Source organism: Labrys sp. KB_33_2, from assembly GCF_052114505.1.
Taxonomy (GTDB): domain Bacteria; phylum Pseudomonadota; class Alphaproteobacteria; order Rhizobiales; family Labraceae; genus Labrys.
Window position 1 is genome coordinate 25,198 of the sequence record NZ_JBFREW010000029.1, and the last position, 19,872, is coordinate 45,069.

Sequence of the window (19,872 nt, forward strand, 5' to 3'; positions counted from 1 at the left end):
GGCATAACGTCTTTGCGCTGGTCTGGACAGCAAACCTTCGACGGCTCGCGGACATGGGTGCCGCGGCATCCTTTCGTGACGCCGATAATGGTCTTTGCTATGAACGGAACAATGTGGATGAGGGTAGTGCGGGACGATGAGATCTCCTCAAAATCCAGAGTTGACGCGTCAGCGTCTCCTGCAGGCGGCCGTCGCCGAATTCTCCGAATGGGGACTTCACGGCGCCCGCATTGCCCGGATCGCCAAAGCCGCCGGCACCAACCTGCAGGCGATCTATTATCATTTCGGCGATAAGGACAAGTTGTATGAGGCAACCCTGGAGCTCATATTCGAGCCCCTAGAGTTTGAGGCGGCCTTCAATGCGCTTGATGCGCTGGCGCCTGACAAAGCGATTGTGCATCTGATTAGTTTTATGCAACGGCAATACGAGAAAAACCCTCGTTCCTATGCCCTTCTGTTCGATGAACATTATCGTCACCAGGCTCACCATTTGAAAAACCTTTCGCGCGCCCAGGCGTTGTTCGCACGCCTCGTTGCAAAGATCGAGAACGCCCTTGCGCGCGGTGTCGCCCTAGGCCTGTTCCGGCCGGATCTAGATGCAACCCGAGTTTATCTGTCCATCACCGCCCTGACGGGCAGCTATATCCAGAAGATCCAGATCAATTCCGCTCTATTGAACCGTGATTTCGACTCCGCTGCCGAGCGCGCGGGCTGGCTGTCCTATATCGAGACCCTGATACTTGCAGCCTTGAGCCCGCAGGCGGTGCCGGCAGGCCGGGCGACCAGCAAGCAACTTCATGCCAGCCTCGAACTTGCAAAGAAATGATGCGCCCGTCTTGAAAATCTTCACCGTCGCATCAAGAGTGGCGCCGGTTCCACCGACGATCAGTCCCGGGTATCGGCTCGCCATCGCGTGAGCTGTCCGTTAGCGCGGCGATCACGGCGTCCGTCGTCCGCTGAATGTGATTTCGCATGGTCTCGACGGCGCCGTCGACATTCCTGTCCAGCGCAAAATCCCTCAGCGCCTTGTGTTCCAGATGAACGTCGCGGGTCCGTGCCGTGGTCATGCGCGACATTCGCCGGTAGCGCTCATGGTGCTTGAAGATCATCTGGCGCATGCGTAACAGCCAGACCGACTGGCAACGTGCAACCAAGGCTTCGTGAAAGGCCTGGTTGCGCCGTTCCCATTCGGCAAGATCGACTTCCGTCGAGGTGGAGCGCTTCTCCACTTGTTCCAAACGGTGATAGGTGGTGATGATGCGCTCCTCCCAGGCGTCGTCGCCTGCCATGATCGACAGGCTGAGCGCCTCCGCCTCCAGCATCTTGCGCATGTTGCCGATCTCGACGGCTTCGGCCACCGACGTCTGCGCTACGACGAAGCCGCGCTGACCGATCATCACCACCAGGTGGTCGCCGACCAGCCGCGAGAGCGCCTCTCGCAAGGGGCCGGCTCCGCAGGCGTAGCGATCGCGAAGCATTTCGATCCGCAATTTCAGTCCCGGAGGCAGTGCTCCCGAAACGATCTCCTCGCGAAGAATGCGATAGGCGCGCTCGGCTAGCGTCTTCTCGGGTAGATTGGCGATGCCGTCGCTCATTTAAATTGCCTCATAGATACCCGACTGCCACAACGATCATAGACCGCGCCCCGATTACCCGTTCTTTTCGTTTATCATTTCCCCATCGCCGAGATCTTACTCACAGCGATTTGGCATGAACAAAGCGACGACGTCATAGAAGGACTCTTAGCTCTTCCAGTGAATCAGGTCTCTGGCACCGGGATAAGACCGTGGCGCAGCATGGTTTCCTTCATTTTCGCAACGTCGCGTGTCTCCGAATTGAGCAGCGCCTCCATCTCCTGGAAATAGGCCGGGCCAAGCACACCCGGCGTCAGGACAGCGAGGACCTTGGATGGCAGCGAGGTTTCGTTTCGGAAGCCGTGAACGATTCCGCGCTTGATGAACAGGGACTGGCCCGCTGCGAGATCGAAATTGCGACCATCCAGCTGGACGGACGTCACCCCGGCGATGCCATAGAGCGTTTCATCCCATGTGTGATGATAGTGGGGCGCCGGCATCTTAGCCTTGGGAGCAACTGTCATTTCGAACACATCGAGACTGCCGACGGTATCGTCCTTGGTTTGAAGAAATTGAATCTCCAGCCCCTCAAAGCGAATGGGCGCCAGCATGGCGTTCCGCCCTCCCTGTAGCACTTCATACAATGCCTCATTCGGCACATTACTCAAGCTAAAATATCGATATTTTTATGTCAACAGAAATTATATCGATATTAATGTTGACGAGCTTGTTATATTGAGATTTGGTTGAAGTGACGATCGGCCTTGTTCGACATTCCGCGTCTGGGCGGACGAGAGGATGGAAATGAGTACGACTTATCGCGACTTGCGCTATCTGCGCGTCGACGTCGACGATTTGTGTGCGGCCACGCAGTTTGCGACAGAGGTGTTTGGGCTTCAGCCAGCGGATCGTGACGAAACTCATGCGAGGTTTCGCTCGGACTCACGCAACTACGCACTCTGCTATACGACGGCCGGCGACGGGCACGCACTGGGATTGACGGTGAACGATCCGGCGGCACTTGCCGACATCGAACGGCGCGCCAACGATGCTGGCCATGGCGTGCGTCGCTTCGGCGAAGCCGATTGTCGATTGCACCAAATAAAGCAGGGCATCGCCATTAGCTCTCCCAATGGCGTCATCATCGAGATCATCTGGCGGCCGCTGACGTTGGGCTGGCGGTATCACGGCCCTCGTGACGCAGGCATCGTCGATTTTCAGGCGGTGACGCACGCTTGCAAGGACATTGCCGCCAACGAGATCTTCTGGACCAATGTCCTCGGTTTGAGGGTAACGGACTGGGTAGGTGACGCGGTGTTTCTCGCGCTTGACGAGGCTCACCACAGGATTGCTCTCTATCCTTCCCGACGCGACGGCTTGCTTGGCGCGACCTGGGCCGTCGAGGACAAGAACAACGTCATGCAGAACTGGTATTTTCTGCAGAAGCAACAGATGCCGATTGCCGCGGGTCCCGGCCGCCAGCCGACTTCGAATGCCATCTTCGTCACGACGGTCGGCCCGGGCGGCTTGCTCATGAGCTACGCTGCCGAAATGGATCGCGGGCCCCATATCGCGGTTCGTGGCCCACGGCAATTTGCGGATACGGCAAGATCGCATTGCGCCTGGGGTTCGCCGACCGAACAAGTGGAATTTCAGGGAAGGGCCGAGCCATGATCGAGTTGAAGGACGTCGCCTATTGCCGCCTCGGCACCCGCGATCTTGCTGGCGCTGAATGGTATGCCGTGAATATTCTCGGCCTCGAAGTCTCTGAGCGCCGCAAGGACGCTGTATTCTTCAAGTCGGACCATCGGGCCCACACGCTGTGCTATTTCGAAGGCGATCCTCATGATCAAGCGACCGCCTTCGAACTGGCCGTCGCGGCGGATCTGCAGAAGGTCGGCTCAGCTCTGGAACGTCTCGGCTATCCCGTTCACTATGGTGACAACGATGCGTGCGCGCTACGCCACGTGCGTGAGTTCATTCGGTTTTCGGATCCGAGCGGTAATATCATTGAACTTGTCGTGAGGCCAGAAACGACGAGCCGGCGCTATCATGGCGGCCGCGACGCTGGCGTCACCGGCTTTTCGCATGTCGGCCTGTACACTACCGATCCCGAACGCGACGAGCTCTTCTGGACTACCATCTGCAATGCCCGCGTCTCCGATCGTATCGGCGACGCGCCGCTGATGCGCCTCGGCACCGTCCACCATTCCATCGCACTCTTCCCGTTCCACAAAGCTGGCATCCAGCATATCAACCACCAGGTCGGTGGCGTCGACGATATTCAGCGTTCCTTCCGCTTCGTGCAGAACAACCGGGTCGAGATCACATTCGGCCCAGGGCGGCACCCGACTTCCTCCGCGCAGTTTCTCTACTTCAGCGGCCCGGACGGCATGACGTTCGAATATTCCACCGGCGTGCGCGAGATCCACGACGAGCCGCTCTGGCGTGATCGCCAGTTTCATTTCGAACCCAAAGGCTTCTGCCAATGGGGTTCCGCACCACATATCGCAGCGTTCCAGAATTAATGGAAACGCTGGCACGACGCGTCAGGATTGCGGCGCGGGCCCTGGCCAAGGCGGGGCTCGTTCACGCCTATGGCCATTGTTCGGCGCGTCTGGACGCCGACCGTTTCCTGGTCAGTCCTGCCGTGCCATTGGGTATGGTCGTGCCGAGCGACGCTTGTGTGGAGGTTCCGGTGACCGGCCCCTTGCCGCAGGGCGTGCTCGGCGAGGTCCGGCTGCATCAGCATATCTATGCACGCCGCCCCGAAGCGGGCGGCGTCGTCCGTTTCATGGGCCCGCAGGTCATGGCGCTTGCCGCAATGTGCCATGTGCCGCGGATCCGCCATGGCTTCGGGTGCTACTTCGCCTCGCATATCGGTTTTTGGGACGACGTTCAACTGGTGCGCGACGATGCGCGCGCCGAACGTGCCGTTATGTCGATGGGCGAGGGACGCGCGCTCATGTTGCGCGGTAATGGCGCGGTCGTGGTGGGCGACAGCCTCGAGGAAGCGGTCGGACTCGCCTGGTACCTGGAGGATACTTGTCGGATCGAGCAAATGGCCTTGTCCGCCGGCTTTCGCGACGCACCGGCGATTGTGTCGGAGGAAGCCGCGCGGCGCGCCACTAGGGCAGGGCGACTCTTCGAGCGGATGTGGGATTTCCTGACGCAGGGCGACATTGAATTGCCATTAAAAGACCAATGAGGACATCATTATGGGTGAGTTTCTCAATTTCATCGACGGCCGGTTTGTAAAGGGCTGCGGCGAGCGATTCGCCAATCATTTCCCTGCCACGGGAGAAGTCATTGGTACCATCTATGGCGCAGGACAGTCCGAAGTTGATGCTGCCGTTGGCGCCGCCCGCGCTGCCCTGAAAGGCCGTTGGGGACGCTTGTCGGTCCCCGAACGCGTCGATCTTCTGCGCAAGTTAGCCGACGCCGTCAATGCCCGTTTCGATGAATTTCTTGCGGCCGAAGTTAGGGATACGGGCAAGCCCGCCTCGCTTGCTCGCCATATCGACATTCCGAGAGGTGCTGCGAATTTTAACGTCTTTGCCGATCAGATTCAGACGACGGGCGCCGATGCCTTCGAAATGTCGACGCCGGACGGGGCCGGCGCCCTCAACTATGCGGTCCGGGTGCCACGCGGCGTAATCGCAGTTATCTGCCCTTGGAATTTGCCATTGCTGCTCATGACCTGGAAGGTCGCGCCGGCACTGGCTTGCGGCAATACCGTCGTTGTGAAACCCTCGGAAGAAACTCCGGCCACGGCCACATTGCTCGGCGAGGTGATGAACCAAGTCGGCATCCCGCCCGGGGTCTACAACGTCGTCCACGGTGGCGGCATTGCGGCGGCAGGCGAATTCCTAACCCGGCACCCGGATGTGGACGGCATCACCTTCACCGGCGAGACCACTACCGGCGAAGCGATCATGGCCGCCGCAGCCCGGGGGGTGCGTCCGGTATCGCTGGAGCTTGGCGGCAAGAATGCCGGCATTATCTTCGCCGATGCCGACTTCGACAAGACGATGGAAGGTATTGGCCGTTCCTGCTTTGCCAACACGGGCCAGGTCTGCCTGGGCACCGAACGACTTTATGTCCAGCGAGCCATCTTCGAGCGGATCACCGACGCCCTGGCCGTCAAGGCCCGCAGCTACCGGTTCGGCGATCCGTTCGATACGGCTACGACCATGGGTCCCGTCATCAGCGCTGAGCATCGCGCCAAAGTCCTGAAATATTATGAGAAAGCCAGAGCCGCCGGAGCCGGCGTCCTGGCGGGCGGCGGCGTGCCGGAATCAGCGGGCTGTGAGCGGGGCTATTGGGTCGAGCCGACGGTATGGACGGGCTTGGCGCAGGACAACGCGATAATCGCCGAGGAGATCTTCGGGCCTTGCGTGCATTTGAGCCCCTTCGATACCGAGGAAGAGGCGATCGCACTTGCCAACGACAGTCGCTACGGGCTTGCGACGTCGATCTGGACGGAGAATCTCAGCCGCGCCCATCGGGTGGCGCGTCAGATCGAGGTCGGCATCGCCTGGGTGAACTGCTGGTTTTTGCGCGATTTGCGCACTGCGTTCGGCGGTTCCAAACGCTCCGGCATTGGCCGCGAGGGGGGCATTCATTCCATGGAGTTCTACACGCAGCTACGCAACGTCTGCGTTAAACTATAATCGAGGGAAACCAGAGATGTTGTCAGCGGACCAGCGTGCCGAAGCCGTTGCTTCACTTCGCGAAAGTCACCGGACTAAGAAACAAGGCCGGCGTCCTTCCGAGATGTTTCCGGCGATCGAGATTGAAGACAGTTATGCTATTTCTTCGGCCGTGGCCGCGGCCAGGGTGGAGGCGGGCGCCAGGATCATCGGACACAAGATCGGCCTAACGTCGAGGGCCATGCAGCTATCTTCCAAGATCGACGAGCCGGATTACGGCTATATCTTCGACGATCTGCTGTTGGATGACGGCGCCACCGTGCCGTTCGAAAATTTTTGCATGCCGCGGGTCGAGCCCGAGCTGACCTTCTGTCTCAAAGCTCCGCTCAAAGGCCCCAATGTCGGGCTCGTCGACGTATTGCGGGCAACAGAATATGTCATCCCCTCGATCGAGATCATCGATGCTCGTGTTACGGAGCCACGTCAGATATTCGATACCGTTGCAGACAACGGCGCGGCGGCGGGTCTGGTGCTTGGCGGCTTACCGGTCCGTCCGGATGATCTCGATCTTCGCCGAGTCGGAGCGATATTCTACCGCAATTCACAGATTGAGGAGACGGGCCTGGCTGCGGGCGTGCTCGGCCATCCCGCCAGGGCGGTGGCGTGGCTCGCCAACAAGCTCGCGCCTTTCGGTACGGTGCTCGAGCCGGGCCATTTGCTTCTGTCCGGTAGTTTTACGCGGCCCGTCTGGGCGGCGAAGGGCGACACGTTGCACGCAGATTTCGGTTCGCTCGGTATGGTATCCGTGCAATTCACCTGATTTCCGAGAAGTCAGGCTCGATCCGATTGGCATCACACGGCGGGCCCGGACATATCGGTAGTGAGGTAGAGCGGCGTGATTGGTTTGCAATCGAATGCATGGGATTGCCCCTTGGATGGCAGATCGCTGATAACCGGATGGTCAAAAGCAATCTCTTCGGGGTGACTATCCTCCAAGTATGACTGCCGTAAATGTCAAGGTCAACGAAGCGATCCCGAACTCACTGTTCCCATCGGTTGTCCTGTCCTGACAACCACTAGAGCGGAATCCGATCCCGTTGGATCATATCCTGCGGCTATGAAGTAGTTCCGGCATTCAGCGGACGTAAACAGGTCGATCAGGTGCCCGATGGTGTTCCAAAGCCCGTCGACAGTACGCTCGGCGGCCTTGCGCAGATGGGCTTTAAGCCTGGAGAAGGCATTCTCGATCGAGTTGAAGTCGGGGCTGTAGGGCGGCAGGAAGAGCAGGCTTGCACCGGCCGCCTCAATCATCTCGCGCACCTTCAGCCCCTTGTGGCTGGACAGCTTGTCCATGATCACGATGTCGTCGGGCTTGAGCTCGGGCACGAGCACTTTGTTGACATAGGTTTCGAAGGTGACGCGGTTGATCGGCCCGTAGAGCACGAAGGGAGCGGCGATGCCGCCGCTGCGCAGTCCGGCGACGAAGGTGGTTGTCTTCCAATGCCCGTGCGGCATGCCGACCCTGAGCGCGCTCGCCGCGCGCGCACCGACCATGCTTCAGCTGGGACATTTCCGTGACAATGTCCCGGCGATCCATGGCAGCGTGCGCTGGTGGATCATCGATCTGTGCCAATGGCTCCACGAAGAGTTCCGCATTTTGATCTCCAAGCAGACGCTGAGTCGGGAGCTGCTCATGAGTTCTGATCACAGAATCTTGGTATGAGACCTCAATCCACAGGATACTAAGCCAGATTGCCCTGCATAGGTCATTGCTCGCTGCAGCACGACAACCCGAACTTTATGCTTCTATAGGGTATTCGGAAGAGCCTAATTACAGATAGACGTACAGTTGAATCAAAACGATAGGGAAGGGGCATCGGCAGATTCTATGCTAGCATACGAGGACGCTACGCTGCGGTATGAAATAATCCACTAGTGTTATCAAAAAGTAGAATTTCTAGTACGCCGCGGCATACCTACAATGATCGCAAGTAATGATTAAATCCTGCCCCCGCAACCAATTCTGTCATAAGTCACTAACCGTCCTGATCTAAACATCAGGGCGGTTTTTGCGTTTGAAGCCGTACGCTCGGGTGAAGTCCATCGCGCGCAGAATTGGATGAGAGGCCGACATCCGATGAGATGCCAGCCTGCATTTGCAGTCGAGGGTATCTCGAGCATATCGCAGCGAATGACCGTCTAGCGCCCCGTTTCGGTCGTTCTCGACTTAAGGCGCAGGTCCCGAAAGTTGACGTTTGGCGAAGGGGACACAATCGTCCACTCGATGGCGCAGAGTAAATGCACAAAATCACCGCAGATGACTTAGCCGCCCCCTGCGGCGACCGTCGCGGCCTCAAACCTTTCCAGGAGGATGCGCCCCACACCGGGGGAGCGTATACAGATACCGATTTGCTGGCGTGGGTTATCGTCTGTCGTGTCAGCCGAAAGCCAATTCTGGCTAATTATGACAGCCACGTCATCGTCCCAGGTGAGGAATTTCGCATGTAGTCGCGGGCGATGAACGGGCCGGATCCGAACGCCGGACTTAGCCGCTTCGCTCGTCAACCGCGCGATATCGGTCGCCGTGATCGCGCCGCTGTCCTCGCCGTAAAAAAGGCGCACGTCCAGATCGCGAGCACGTTTCGAGGCCGCGAACATGGGTGCCACGATCAGGTTGTTCGCCGCGCCCGCAAACCGGTGGCTGGCGATGACAAGGCTCTTATTGGCAGAGTCCCTCGCCTCTCGAACGAGCTCCGCATGGTCAGATCCCAGGAGAACGCAAACGCTTGCCCTGCCTTCGTGCTGCGCGCGCTGGCTTCGCAGGTTGACGGCCTGGGCGCCGGACACAGTGGCAGCGGCCGCCCGTGACAAAGGGTGCCAAGGTGATGCTGCTGATTGCCAGCGATTGATCGATCTCACCGGCGGCCTTCCGCTTTTCGTGCTGAACGCGATCTCGGTTGCGGGATCCGACTACGATGGTTCGTTGAAGCGGTTTTGCACCGATCTCGCGCAATCAGCGCATACGAAGGAAGTTGCCCAGGACCTTATTCTCGGACGGGTTTTTGACCGATTGCCTAAGGCAGTGGCTGACATTGCCGAACTGCTCAGCCTCTGCGATGCGCCACTGACGCGCGCGGAAATACAGTCGTATGTTGCGGCAGCGGAGGGGACCGATCGGTCCGTCTTCGATCGGGCTCTCAGCCAATTGGTGAGCCAAGGGCTGCTGCAGGTTTTTGCCCGCGACCGGATCAAGCTCCACGATGCAGCCCGCGCGGTGGGCAAAGGACGACTGCTCCTTCTCGGCACCGAGACGGTTAAGGCGCGACGGGAGGCGCTGCGAGCTGTCGTGCAGAAGAGCCTTGTGGAGAACTGGCAACCAGCGAAGCTATCGCTTTTCCTCCGACTAAGCGGGGATGTTGGGCGTCTGGATATTCTTGTCGAAATGGCTACGGACGAGCTCTTCCACGAAATGGGTGCATGGCCCGAGATCGAAGCTTATCTGGAGCACGGTGCACAGGATGTTGCTGTTCCCCCTGATGAGCGGATAAAGGCGCTCGATGGATTGGCATTCGCCGATCTAAAATCTGGTTCTGACCGCGCCGTTTTGTGGCTCGACCAAATGGATGCTCTGATAGCAGCTAACAATCTGGGGCCCGAGGAACGGCTTCGCGTAAGAATGAAGCGAATGAGTTTCCTCGCCGGCAAAGGTGACCGGCGCGGCGCTTTGAATCTAGTGGCCGACCTGACACCTGTTGTCAAAGATCTCCCTGCCGGCCATCGGCGTGTATTTTGGCATAATGTGGCTTGTGCAGAGCTCGCATTGGGAGATGCGCATGCAGCGGAGAAGAGGGTTCGGCCTCTCATCAAAGATTACTACGAACTGATAGGCCTGACGCCCGAGCGAGTGATGGGGAATAATGCGCCCGAGTTGGCGCGGATGCTCAAGAAAGGCGCGGATGTTGATGACATCAAGCATCTCGCAGATTCCTTAGACGTGCTTGCTAAGGCGCTTGATGCACAGGGCCAGTTTTCTCCGTTTGCTCGCATCCACGCCCTGAAATTCTACGATCTGGCGCGCGCCCCAGACTCCTTGTTTCGCGTGGGTCAGGATCTTGTCGATCAATTCATCAGCAAGGGCGACTTCGACGGTGCGCTCAACATGATGGAGACCATTGTTCTTCCACAGCTTCGGCAGTGGAAGCTCGCCGATTATGTGATTACTGTCCGCTCCCAATATGCCGTTGTCCTCGCCTATTGCGAGCGATACTCCGCAGCTGAAGCCGAGATGGAGCGTCTTGAGCCCTATAAGGCCGGCCTTCCTCCCTTGGCGCAGGCTGAGCTTGAGAACCAGCAAAAGCTAATCGCACGACTGCGGACGTTCGGGCCGCCACCAAAATGGGTGCCGCCTCCAGGCTTTCTCGAAAGCCTTGCAAGTCACGTCGCGAGATCCGACAAGCCGCGAGTGGCGGCGGCACGGACGGATAAGCGCAAGATCGGGCGAAACGAGCCCTGCCCCTGTGAGTCAGGCAAGAAGTTCAAACATTGCCATGGGCGCTGACACTAACGCCTGCACTCAATGGATCAGAGCGTTGGCGCGCATCAGACGCTCGTAGTCCTCGATGCTGATCACGACGACCACTACGCGGCCGTGCTTTTCGATCCTCACCGGTTCGTGACGCGCAATGTCAATCATCTGCCCGAAACCGTTTTTGGCTTCGGCGGCTGACATGGTTTTCATCTGGCTGCGAAGCCCCCATTTCGGCCATAATGTCCAAATTGGACGATCTGAGCAACCACAAACGCGGGGGTTCGGCTTGCTCGGATGATATATTTCCAGATCCCGGCTTGCTCGAAGGATCGTCACCTACATGGACTAAGAGCCTGCAAAACTGCAGGCGAAGGGGGCGAGAGCCATGCCGCCCAAGGCTCAATGAAAAGGCTCATCATTTGTTGAACCGCCCTTCGACCGGGTGTCCGGCTAACTGCGGGGACATACGCTTTCGCGTATATTTCTCTATTATACGCATTCCCGTATATTTATGTTTTAAACGCATTCGCGTATATTGACATTTTATACGCTATCGCGTATATTGGTCATTGGAGGCTTCCATGACTGACCAGATCGCTCGCACAGAAAAACAACTCGGCGCCATCGTCCGCCGCGCCCGCAAGCAGGCCGGTCTTAGCCAAGGCACGCTTGGCGAACAAATTCACCTACGGCAAGGCACAGTATCGCGGCTCGAAGCCGGGGAACCGGCCGTACAGCTGCGCACCTTGATGGAGGCGCTCTCTGCACTCAAACTCGAATTGGTTGTGCGCCCGCGCAGTCAAGGCAGTGCCGCCGACATCGAGGACATGTTCTGATGGGACGCAAGCGCGCGCACGTCCCTCTTAATGTCTTCCTGAACAGCCGCCTTGTCGGCGTACTGCGGCGCGAGTCTACCGGTGCTACCGACTTCCAGTACGCGCGCGACTGGCTCGACCGGCGCGGCACCTTCCCAGTATCGCTCTCATTGCCGCTGCGCGAAAACCGCTATATCGGCGCCCCGGTCATCAACGTCTTCGACAATCTGCTGCCCGACAGCGACCCAATCCGCAAGCGCGTAGCGGAGCGGGTCGGTGCAGAAGGCACTGACGCCTTCAGCATGCTGACAGCACTCGGCCATGACTGCGTCGGCGCGCTGCAATTCCTACCCGACGGGATCGATCCCGGAACCGCCGGCGACACCGACGGCAAACCCGTCAGCGACGATGAGGTCGCGGACATCATCAAGAACCTCGCCGCTGCACCGCTTGGTATGGGTGAGGACGAGGATTTCCGCATTTCCATTGCCGGTGCCCAGGAAAAAACCGCCCTGCTGCGCAAGGACGGTCGGTGGTTCAAACCCAGCGGTACCACCGCGACGACCCACATCCTCAAACCGCAAATCGGCCAGCTCCCGAACGGCATCGACCTCTCGAACAGCGTCGAAAATGAGTACCTCTGCCTGAAATTGCTGGAAGGGTTTGGCCTCCCCACCGCGAACGTTGAGATCGCTGATTTCGGGGAACGGCGCACATTGATCGTCGAGCGCTTCGACCGTCTGTGGACAAGAGATGGTCGCCTGCTGCGACTGCCGCAGGAAGATACTTGCCAGGCGCTATCGATCCCTCCCACCAAGAAGTACCAGTCCGACGGCGGCCCCGGCGTGCGCGAGATCATCAACCTGCTCAAAGGCAGCGATACGCCTGAAGCCGACATAGCGGCCTTTCTCCGCGCCAACATCATCTTCTGGATGCTCGGCGCCACCGACGGCCACGCAAAAAACTTCAGCATCTTCCTGAGTCCTGGCGGACGCTTCCGCATGACACCGCTCTATGACGTACTGACTGCTCAACCCAGCCTCGATGCAAACCAGGTCCCGCGTAAAAAATTCAAGTTGGCGATGTCGGTCGGGAAGAGCCGCCACTACGCCATCCACGACATCATGCCGCGACATTTCATGCAGACGGCGGACCTCGCCGGCGTCGGCACCCCGGCGATGCGGGCGATCTTTGAAGGCATTGAAGCGAACGCAGAACGACAAGCAGAAGCTGTTATCTCGTCGCTGCCCGGTAGCTTCCCCGATCAGCTCGTGACATCCACAATGGAGGCCATCAAAGACCGCACACGGCTGGTCGCAGATTCACTGTCGGCGGCCTCTCATGTCTGAGGCAGGGCAAAACCCTCGCATTGCCATTCTTGGCTGGGGCTCACTCCTCTGGGACAAACGCCCCGATTTCGACGAGCAACACGAAAGATGGCAGATCGACGGCCCTGCGTTACCACTGGAATTCAGCCGCTACTCGACGTCCCGCAATGGCGTACTCACACTTGCAATCGACACGGTGCACGGCACGTCTTGCCCGACCGGATACGCGATCAGCAAGCGCCGTAATCCCGACGATGCCATTGCCGACCTGCGCTGCCGCGAAGGCACCATCATGCGATATGTGGGCCTTTACTTTCGCGACGGATCAAGATGGGGCAATCCACAGGTCCCTGAGACCATATCAGGATGGGCAGCGACTCACGGCATGGATATCGTGATCTGGACCGGGCTATCCAGCAACTTTCAAGAGAAGGTGGGCGAGCCGTTTTCGGTGGAGGCCGCGATCCGGCACATCCAAGGTCTCCCCCCGGAGGTAAAGGCACAGGCCGCGGAGTATGTGTGGCGCGCACCTGATTTCGTGCAGACACCCCTGCGCGCAGCGCTGGAGGCATCCCCCTGGTTTGCGCCTCGTCAAAACGCAGATCGCAAAACCTCATGACTTATCGCGCAAGATATCGCTTTAAAATCCTCTCAGCCCTGCAAGTTCCCGACGGCGAATCTTTGACTTTCGCGATCCCCGGTTTGCCGCCTGCAACGCTAGAGATGGGCGAGGATGCTTTCCCGTTTGGCAAGTGGGCGATCCTCAAGATGTCGGGCTTCACGACCGAAGATGAGGCGCGCCGCGCGGGGCAGCAGCTAGGTGACACCCTACTGATCGTCGGCGCCGTAACCAAGCTGGGCATCGACATCGGTTTCAGCCTGTCTACCCTTCGGTTCAGCGCCGAGATCCACGGGGCCGCAAAGTCCAAAACGGGGAAAGACCTGCGCGCTGAAACGCACGGGTTGATGATTTACGAGGAAGATACAGTAAGTATCGTTGGCATGACCGCACAAGGTAGTGTCCTGCTCACGGCGGATGCGTTGGAGGAGCGCCTCACTGCGTGGGTCGGGACGACGGGTACGCTGACCGAACGCCAGAGAAACTGCGCTGCGCTCCTCAACGACTCATTCTTCGTGCCACAGACCGAAGGACAGTTCGTTCTTCGTGTATCGGCCGTCGAGGCCCTATGCGACCAGTCCGATGTCGGAACGGACTACCAAGCCGCCATTTCCAAGATTGAAGCCTTTGTCGCTGGCGAGGAGCTCGCAGCTGACCGGCGCGCTCATTGGGCCGTGGGGGTAATGACAAGACAAAACGAAAGCTAACGCAGGCGCCGGCTCCGCACAGAATATTTGCCACAAACGCGCCACAGACTGAAAAAGACCGGTTCGGAGAATGGCGGATTTCTGCGGGTTACAGAGGGAAGGGCTCTTGTGGCAAAACACGGTGTTTTTCGAAGGCTGTAGTCGCCAAGCGCCTGCTAACTCATTGATTTAAAAACTGGAGCGGGTGAAGGGAATCGAACCCTCATAGCCAGCTTGGGTCTTGTACACCGACCAAGACCGGGCTTTTTGAGGAAAGCCCGGTTTATCAAGCCCTTGGCCCGGCTGGGGGTATGGGATTATGTTCCATAATTAAGCTTATGCGAATTAATTCTGTAGAACCCTGTTAGAAAGGTCACCACTCTCCCCATTAGAGATGTCACTTTTTCCTTGGCGTTGTGTGGAGTTGCGCGTGATGACGGTGTTGTCGATGAGCCGAATGGAGATCGACCGGGTTCATGTGTTGCGGGATTTGCTGGCGGAGCGGATACGAACGCGCGAAGCGGCGCAGTTGATGGGCGTGATGACGCGGCAGGTGTTTCGGTTGCTGCGGGCCTATCATGCTGGCGGTCCGGCGGCGCTGATCTCCAAGAAGCGTGGTAAGCTGAGCAACAGGTCCTATCCGCATGGCAAGCCGATTGCGTTTTACTCGGACAAGCACGCGACGTTCCGGGTCAACAAGGTTGGCGCGACGGGTGGCGATGGCATGACGCAGTTCGGCCGGGCGCTGCACGAACTCAACATCGACATCATCTGTGCCAACATTCCGCAGGCCAAGGGCCGTGTCGAACGAGCGAACGGAACCTTGCAAGACCGGCTCGTCAAGGAGATGCGCCTGGCTGGCGTATCCACGATCGAGGCCGGCAATGCGTTTTTGTCTGCCTTCATGGAGGATTACAATAGGCATTTTGCTAAATTGCCTTTCAACGACAAGGACTTGCATCGTCCGCTTGCTGCCCATGACGATATCGAGGACGCCTTTGCCTGGAAGGAAGCGCGCACGGTTTCGTTCAATCTGACGCTGCAATACGACAAGGTTCTGTTCATGCTCGAGCCGAACGAGACCACCAGGCCCCTCGCCCGTCAGCGGGTCACGATCTACGACTATCCGGACGGTCATTTCGCCATCAAGCACCAGGGCCGCTCCCTGCCCTACAAGGTGTTCGACAAACTCCAGCAGGTCGATCAGGCCGCAATCGTCGAGAACAAGCGTCTGGGCCAGATATTGGCTATGATTGCCGAGCAGCAGAAGCAGATGGACATGAAGCGCAGCAACAAGGCTCCGCGGCGCCGTGGTCAGGGCCAGAGCATGTTTAAGGTCGGTTGAGCTGCGCTACCCCGACCAGCTGCTGAGCTGCGCTACCCCGACCAGCTGCGCCGCGCTGCTTGCGGCAGAAAGGGCCACGTTGCGGCTGCCTTGATGGATATCCATGATACCATTGCCAACAAGTTCAAACACCGGCCATCACGCACCGATATCATGGACCCGAACGGATGCACAAACACATCGCTATTATTACAGCGTTGGAATACTTGCGTGAGCGCCTAGGCCATCAATCATTCCAACTGCTCGATCATTGGAATGGGGATCGTATGGCTATCGGTATTGCTTCTCCCAATGATGCCAATTGGCTCGTTTATATCGCCTGCACCGACACGCTTCCGTCGGCTTACACTGCCATCTTAGAGCGAGGGTCATCGCCTGATGACGAGATTCCCTATGAGGAGTGCGGAAGCTTCGAAGGACTCGACATTAATGGCTTAGCTGATGTTGTCTCCGCTCATCTGCAACACTGAAAGTGCACAGACGAACCTATATACGCCTGCTCACCGTGACATTTTTAACGAGCACAAACAACGACTTGTCTATCGAGCGAAGACAAATTCTGTAGAACGCTGCGTTCTATTTCGAAGTGCGACTTGCTAGCGATGTCAAAGGCTTATCGTTAGTTCAGGTCCCCTCATGAAACGCACCTACTCCCAGATCAGTTTGGATGAACAACGTAAGATCGAGCGCTGGCGCCATGCCGGCGTGAGTGTCGACGTCATCGCGGAAAAGCTCGGGCGGCACCGCCACCACCTCAACTCGACGCCCCGCAAATGCCTGGGTTTTCGAACCCCGGCCGAGGTCTTCCGCCGAAAGCTGATGGCAGCCCGGCGATGAAATCGCTATCCTCCGCCTGCCCGCAGTCGCACTTCGACGAGAACTCACAAGTTGATATTGGAACGGTCGCTCATAGCGCCAAGAAACCACCGTCGACCGGCAGCGTGTGGCCGGTCACCATTCCGGACGCACGGCTCGCCAGATAGAGAAAGGCTCCGGCAACCTCCTCCGCCTCGGCCAGCCGGCCCATCGGCGTCAGCAACCTGATCGTGTCCATCGTCTCAACGCGGTCGAGCAGCGATGCCGTCAACGGCGTCCGAACGTAGGTCGGAGCGACGGCGTTGACCCTTATGCCGGTCTTCGCCCATTCGACTGCAAGAGCCCGCGTAAGATTGACGACCGCTCCTTTCGTGGTCTGGTACGAGACGTTGGGGTAGATGCCGCCTGATAGCCCCATCACGGAGGCGGTGTTGACGATGCGTCCGCGACCCTCGGGTATCATCCAGCGGGCCGCAGCACGGGCGCAGATGAACATGCCTGTCATGTTGACTGAGACCACGCGGTCCCAGTCCTCGACTGCCAGCTCCATTGTCGGCCTTCGGATGGCAATCCCGGCGTTGTTGACCAGAATGTCGATCCGGCCGTAGCGAGCGTGAACGTTTGCAAAGAAACTCTCGACCGCCGCCTCGTCGGTCACGTCGAGGGAATTCTCTCCATTTCGATCCGCGATCTCGACCGTAGCGCCGGCCTCGGTGAAGACCGAGGCTATCGAAGCGCCTATTCCACTTGCCCCACCTGTGACGATGGCGACTTCGCCGTCCATGCGGAACAGATCCAGCATGATCAGGCCGCCTTCAAGCGACGGGGCAGACCCAGTATCGCCCTGGCCTCTTCCGGAGAGGCCGGCTCCATGCCCAATTCGCGGATGATGCGGACGATGCGTTCCACCAGTTGGACGTTTGTCGCAGGCTGTCCTGGCCGGTAGTTGAGATTGTCCTCCAGTCCGACGCGAACATGGCCGCCGAGCAGAAGCATCTGCACCGTCGCCGGAAGTTGCGATTCACCGGCGGCGCTCACCGTATAGATCGAATTGGCGGGAAGCAGTTCGACCATCAGCTGCAGCATCTTTGGGGAATAGGGAACCGCGCCCTGGAAAACATTGTGGAGACCCAAACAGAGGTTGACGAAATAGGGCGGCTCATCGAGCCCTTCAGCGATCAGCGTCTGCATGTCCTGCAGAATATGCGCCGGACTGAAGGCTTCCCATTCCGGCTTGATCCTCTTTTCACGCAACCGCGTGGCAAACTGGCGGGAAAGCCTCGGCGACGTACTCAGCAAGGTCTCGCGTCCGCCGACGGTGGCGAGCACTGTCATCGCGTTCAGGGTCACCATGTCGGCGCCGCCATCCGCCGCTTTCATGCGCTCTTCGAGCGCGACTTCCCACAAATCGCCGCCAATCCTTCTCGCCATGTCCCCGGTGAGGCCGCCGCCGCCCGAATTATTGATGACGATGTCACAGCGGCCGCGAATAAGCTGGTTGATCCTGCGATAGACGCCGGAATCGCATGTCGGGCCATCATCCGCAGTGCGGGCGTGCAAGGCGGCGATGCTAGCGCCCGCGTTGAAACAGCGCACGACGTCGTCGGCAATCTCATCCGGCTGGGTGGGCAGATTCGGGTTTTGCGCCTTCATGGCAAAACCGCCCGTCGGCGCCACCGTCACGATTACTTTGCGCGACATCATGCATTCTCCGATTTCATGAAAGCTTTTCGCCAAGAGTTGCCCGCTGGTCCAATGCCTGCCTCAATCCTTCGAGCCAGATCACAACAGCCTCGGCCCCAGGGTCGGAATGTCCTACCGCCCGTGTTCCGAGGTAGCTGGAACGACCGCGGCGCGGCAGAAGCGTAGCTGTCGTCGCCGCGCCGGCTCTTGCTGCGGCGAGTGCGTCGTCTAGTGCGACGCGCAGTACATTCCCGTGAGTGACGGCCTCCCGGAAGGCCACCGCAGCGGGAACAAGAGCATCAAGCATCGTGCGATCGCCGACCTTGGCCCCTCCTAAATCTGCGATTCCGGAGCACGCGGCATCGAACGCTTCGGACCAGGCAGCAGCGTCGGTCGATTGCGCCGCCCTAAGCTTTTCCGAAGCGCGCAATGTAGCGATCGCGTAAAGCGGTCCAGAAGTTCCGCCGACGACCTTCCGCAGAATTCCGGAAATCGCGCGCAAGGCCTTCGACGGATCCGCGAGATCGCGATCCGAAAGTTCGCGCTCCAACGCGTCGACGCCGCGCGTCAGGCTGATTCCAAGGTCGCCGTCGCCGACAGTCCGGTCAAGCGCGATGAGTTCGCCTTCCGCGTCGCGAACGGCGGCGATGACATGGCGAAGCACTCGGCGGGCCGAGGCGGCGGCTTTGACATCCACCTTTTCGGCGGCTCCAGCCCCGTCGACCGACCGCTTGTCGGGTTCGATGCGCGTGACGGCTTGCGTGGGCGACGAAAGAGGCAAGGCCGGCCAGGCGGGCGCGGTCGCCGAAGCGTCGAGACGCGCGAGTCTTGCCGCATCGAGCTTAATCAGCGATAGGGAGCAACCGGCCATATCGAGCGCCGTGAGGAAGGTACCGCAAAGCACCCGCTTCACTTTGATTCCCTTGTCGGACAGCCGGCTGAAGGCCCGCCGCGCGACGATGTTGAGCTCCATCGTCGGGGTTGCACCCAGATTGTTCACAAGCAGCGCGACCTCATCGCCGGCGGCGAGGCCCTTGTCCTCGACGATGGCGTCAATTAACCGGTCGGTGAAGGCGTCGGCCGACACAAGCCTGGTGCGTTCCACGCCCGGTTCGCCGTGAATTCCGAGCCCGAGTTCTACCTCCCTGTATCCGAGGTCGAAGCTGGCTTCATCCACCCCAGGTACGGTGCAACCGCTCAGCGCAACGCCCATCGTGCCAACGGCGCGGGCGGCCGCCTCTGCCTCGGCCTTTACCTCAGACAGGGAAAGGCCGGCTGCCGCAGCCGCTCCCGCTACCTTGTGCACGAGGACCGTCCCCGCAACTCCGCGCCGGCCCGCATGTCCACCCGTTCCAAGCGCCACGTCATCCCCGACAAGCACCATGTCGACGGGGATGCCGTCCAGCCTGCCTAGTTCCGCTGCAAGGCCGAAATTCAACCGATCGCCGGTGTAATTCTTGACGATCAGCAGGACGCCCGCCGGCCCGCCGACGGCACGGATGGCCGACAGCACCGCATCTGTGCTGGGCGATGAAAACACATCGCCAGAAACCGCGGCGGTCAGCAGCCCGGCGCCGACATAGCCGGCATGGGCGGGTTCGTGACCCGCGCCGCCGCCGGAAATCAGCGCGACCTCGTCGCGATCGCGAAGCGCGGCGGCGTCGCTGCGAAGGACGACGTTCTCGCCGTCGAGCAATGCCAGCGTCGGATTGGCGCGGACCAGGCCTTCCAGCATTTCAGGCACGGCATATTTCGGGTCGTTGATCAGCTTCTTCATAATACGACTTTCAGGCTGCTTCGGAATGGCGCCAGGCGCCCTGTCAGCC

Annotated in this window: 20 protein-coding genes and 2 pseudogenes; 14 read left to right on the plus strand and 8 right to left on the minus strand. The window is 59.3% G+C overall.

Translation table 11 applies throughout. From position 1 onward, the window contains the following. Positions 1 to 160 precede the first annotated feature (160 nt). On the plus strand, positions 161 to 826 hold the full coding sequence (locus AB4037_RS32810; protein ID WP_441774391.1) for a TetR family transcriptional regulator: 666 nt from the start codon (positions 161 to 163) through the stop codon (positions 824 to 826). Positions 827 to 857: 31 nt separating this feature from the next. Here AB4037_RS32810 and AB4037_RS32815 read toward each other — a convergent pair whose 3' ends face one another. Both AB4037_RS32815 and AB4037_RS32820 read right to left on the minus strand, forming a co-directional pair. After that, entirely contained in the window at positions 858 to 1,595 is a 738-nt protein-coding gene (locus AB4037_RS32815) for an FCD domain-containing protein (protein WP_441774392.1), read from the minus strand. Positions 1,596 to 1,759: 164 nt separating this feature from the next. Then, entirely contained in the window at positions 1,760 to 2,185 is a 426-nt protein-coding gene (locus AB4037_RS32820; protein ID WP_441774393.1) for a cupin domain-containing protein, read from the minus strand. A 193-nt stretch (positions 2,186 to 2,378) separates the two neighbouring features. On the opposite strand from AB4037_RS32820, the gene AB4037_RS32825 reads away from it, so the two are divergent. From AB4037_RS32825 to AB4037_RS32845, 5 genes are read left to right on the plus strand one after another with little or no spacing between them, the layout of a single operon-like run. Beyond that, entirely contained in the window at positions 2,379 to 3,248 is an 870-nt protein-coding gene (locus AB4037_RS32825; RefSeq protein ID WP_441774394.1) for a VOC family protein, read from the plus strand. Next, positions 3,245 to 4,102: a VOC family protein gene (locus AB4037_RS32830; RefSeq protein WP_441774420.1), complete on the plus strand. Its 858-nt coding sequence runs from the start codon at positions 3,245 to 3,247 to the stop codon at positions 4,100 to 4,102. Before AB4037_RS32825 ends, AB4037_RS32830 begins: the two co-directional genes overlap by 4 nt. Beyond that, entirely contained in the window at positions 4,063 to 4,782 is a 720-nt protein-coding gene (locus AB4037_RS32835; protein ID WP_441774395.1) for a class II aldolase/adducin family protein, read from the plus strand. The genes AB4037_RS32830 and AB4037_RS32835 overlap by 40 nt, the downstream gene beginning before the upstream one ends. A gap of 10 nt (positions 4,783 to 4,792) precedes the next feature. Next, positions 4,793 to 6,247: a 2-hydroxymuconic semialdehyde dehydrogenase gene (locus AB4037_RS32840; protein ID WP_441774396.1), complete on the plus strand. Its 1,455-nt coding sequence runs from the start codon at positions 4,793 to 4,795 to the stop codon at positions 6,245 to 6,247. Between the two features lie 16 nt (positions 6,248 to 6,263). Continuing rightward, complete coding sequence (locus AB4037_RS32845; protein ID WP_441774397.1) at positions 6,264 to 7,046, plus strand: 2-oxo-hepta-3-ene-1,7-dioate hydratase; 783 nt, start codon at positions 6,264 to 6,266, stop codon at positions 7,044 to 7,046. A gap of 281 nt (positions 7,047 to 7,327) precedes the next feature. Here AB4037_RS32845 and AB4037_RS32850 read toward each other — a convergent pair. Beyond that, positions 7,328 to 7,784: pseudogene (locus AB4037_RS32850) on the minus strand (IS630 family transposase); the annotation flags it as partial. Between the two features lie 764 nt (positions 7,785 to 8,548). Then, positions 8,549 to 9,145 (minus strand): phospholipase D-like domain-containing protein, encoded by a 597-nt coding sequence (locus AB4037_RS32855; protein ID WP_441774398.1) that lies wholly within the window; start codon positions 9,143 to 9,145, stop codon positions 8,549 to 8,551. Between AB4037_RS32855 and AB4037_RS32860 the strand changes: the two genes are divergently transcribed. Then, on the plus strand, positions 9,132 to 10,784 hold the full coding sequence (locus AB4037_RS32860; protein ID WP_441774399.1) for an SEC-C metal-binding domain-containing protein: 1,653 nt from the start codon (positions 9,132 to 9,134) through the stop codon (positions 10,782 to 10,784). The two genes, AB4037_RS32855 and AB4037_RS32860, sit on opposite strands and share 14 nt — an antisense overlap. Before the next feature lie 15 nt (positions 10,785 to 10,799). Here AB4037_RS32860 and AB4037_RS32865 read toward each other — a convergent pair whose 3' ends face one another. After that, a complete protein-coding gene (locus tag AB4037_RS32865) occupies positions 10,800 to 10,955 on the minus strand; it encodes a type II toxin-antitoxin system Phd/YefM family antitoxin (protein WP_441774400.1) in 156 nt (51 codons plus the stop codon). A 380-nt stretch (positions 10,956 to 11,335) separates the two neighbouring features. Here AB4037_RS32865 and AB4037_RS32870 point away from each other — a divergent pair, with 380 nt between their 5' ends. The 7 genes and pseudogenes from AB4037_RS32870 to AB4037_RS32900 all read left to right on the plus strand — a co-directional run. Next, positions 11,336 to 11,590, plus strand: coding sequence for a helix-turn-helix domain-containing protein (locus AB4037_RS32870; RefSeq protein WP_441774401.1), 255 nt, complete (start codon positions 11,336 to 11,338; stop codon positions 11,588 to 11,590). After that, the gene (locus AB4037_RS32875; RefSeq protein WP_441774402.1) at positions 11,590 to 12,918 is read left to right on the plus strand and encodes a type II toxin-antitoxin system HipA family toxin; all 1,329 of its coding nucleotides are present in this window, start codon (positions 11,590 to 11,592) and stop codon (positions 12,916 to 12,918) included. Before AB4037_RS32870 ends, AB4037_RS32875 begins: the two co-directional genes overlap by 1 nt. Further along, entirely contained in the window at positions 12,911 to 13,516 is a 606-nt protein-coding gene (locus AB4037_RS32880) for a hypothetical protein (protein WP_441774403.1), read from the plus strand. Before AB4037_RS32875 ends, AB4037_RS32880 begins: the two co-directional genes overlap by 8 nt. Further along, positions 13,513 to 14,223 carry a hypothetical protein gene (locus AB4037_RS32885; protein ID WP_441774404.1) on the plus strand — a complete coding sequence of 237 codons (711 nt, stop codon included), beginning with the start codon at positions 13,513 to 13,515 and terminating at the stop codon, positions 14,221 to 14,223. The genes AB4037_RS32880 and AB4037_RS32885 overlap by 4 nt, the downstream gene beginning before the upstream one ends. Positions 14,224 to 14,635: 412 nt before the next feature. Further along, positions 14,636 to 15,547 (plus strand): helix-turn-helix domain-containing protein, encoded by a 912-nt coding sequence (locus tag AB4037_RS32890; RefSeq protein ID WP_441774405.1) that lies wholly within the window; start codon positions 14,636 to 14,638, stop codon positions 15,545 to 15,547. A gap of 167 nt (positions 15,548 to 15,714) precedes the next feature. Continuing rightward, positions 15,715 to 16,017: a hypothetical protein gene (locus AB4037_RS32895; protein WP_441774406.1), complete on the plus strand. Its 303-nt coding sequence runs from the start codon at positions 15,715 to 15,717 to the stop codon at positions 16,015 to 16,017. A 166-nt stretch (positions 16,018 to 16,183) separates the two neighbouring features. Then, a pseudogene (locus AB4037_RS32900) lies at positions 16,184 to 16,294 on the plus strand (helix-turn-helix domain-containing protein); the annotation flags it as partial. Between the two features lie 160 nt (positions 16,295 to 16,454). On the opposite strand, the gene AB4037_RS32905 reads toward AB4037_RS32900, so the two are convergent. From AB4037_RS32905 to dhaL, 3 genes are read right to left on the minus strand one after another with little or no spacing between them, the layout of a single operon-like run. Further along, the gene (locus tag AB4037_RS32905) at positions 16,455 to 17,165 is read right to left on the minus strand and encodes an SDR family NAD(P)-dependent oxidoreductase (RefSeq protein ID WP_441774407.1); all 711 of its coding nucleotides are present in this window, start codon (positions 17,163 to 17,165) and stop codon (positions 16,455 to 16,457) included. A 2-nt stretch (positions 17,166 to 17,167) separates the two neighbouring features. Further along, the gene (locus tag AB4037_RS32910) at positions 17,168 to 18,046 is read right to left on the minus strand and encodes a 3-keto-5-aminohexanoate cleavage protein (protein ID WP_441774408.1); all 879 of its coding nucleotides are present in this window, start codon (positions 18,044 to 18,046) and stop codon (positions 17,168 to 17,170) included. 34 nt (positions 18,047 to 18,080) lie between these two features. Further along, complete coding sequence (gene dhaL / locus AB4037_RS32915; RefSeq protein WP_441774409.1) at positions 18,081 to 19,823, minus strand: dihydroxyacetone kinase subunit DhaL; 1,743 nt, start codon at positions 19,821 to 19,823, stop codon at positions 18,081 to 18,083. Positions 19,824 to 19,872: the final 49 nt, after the last annotated feature.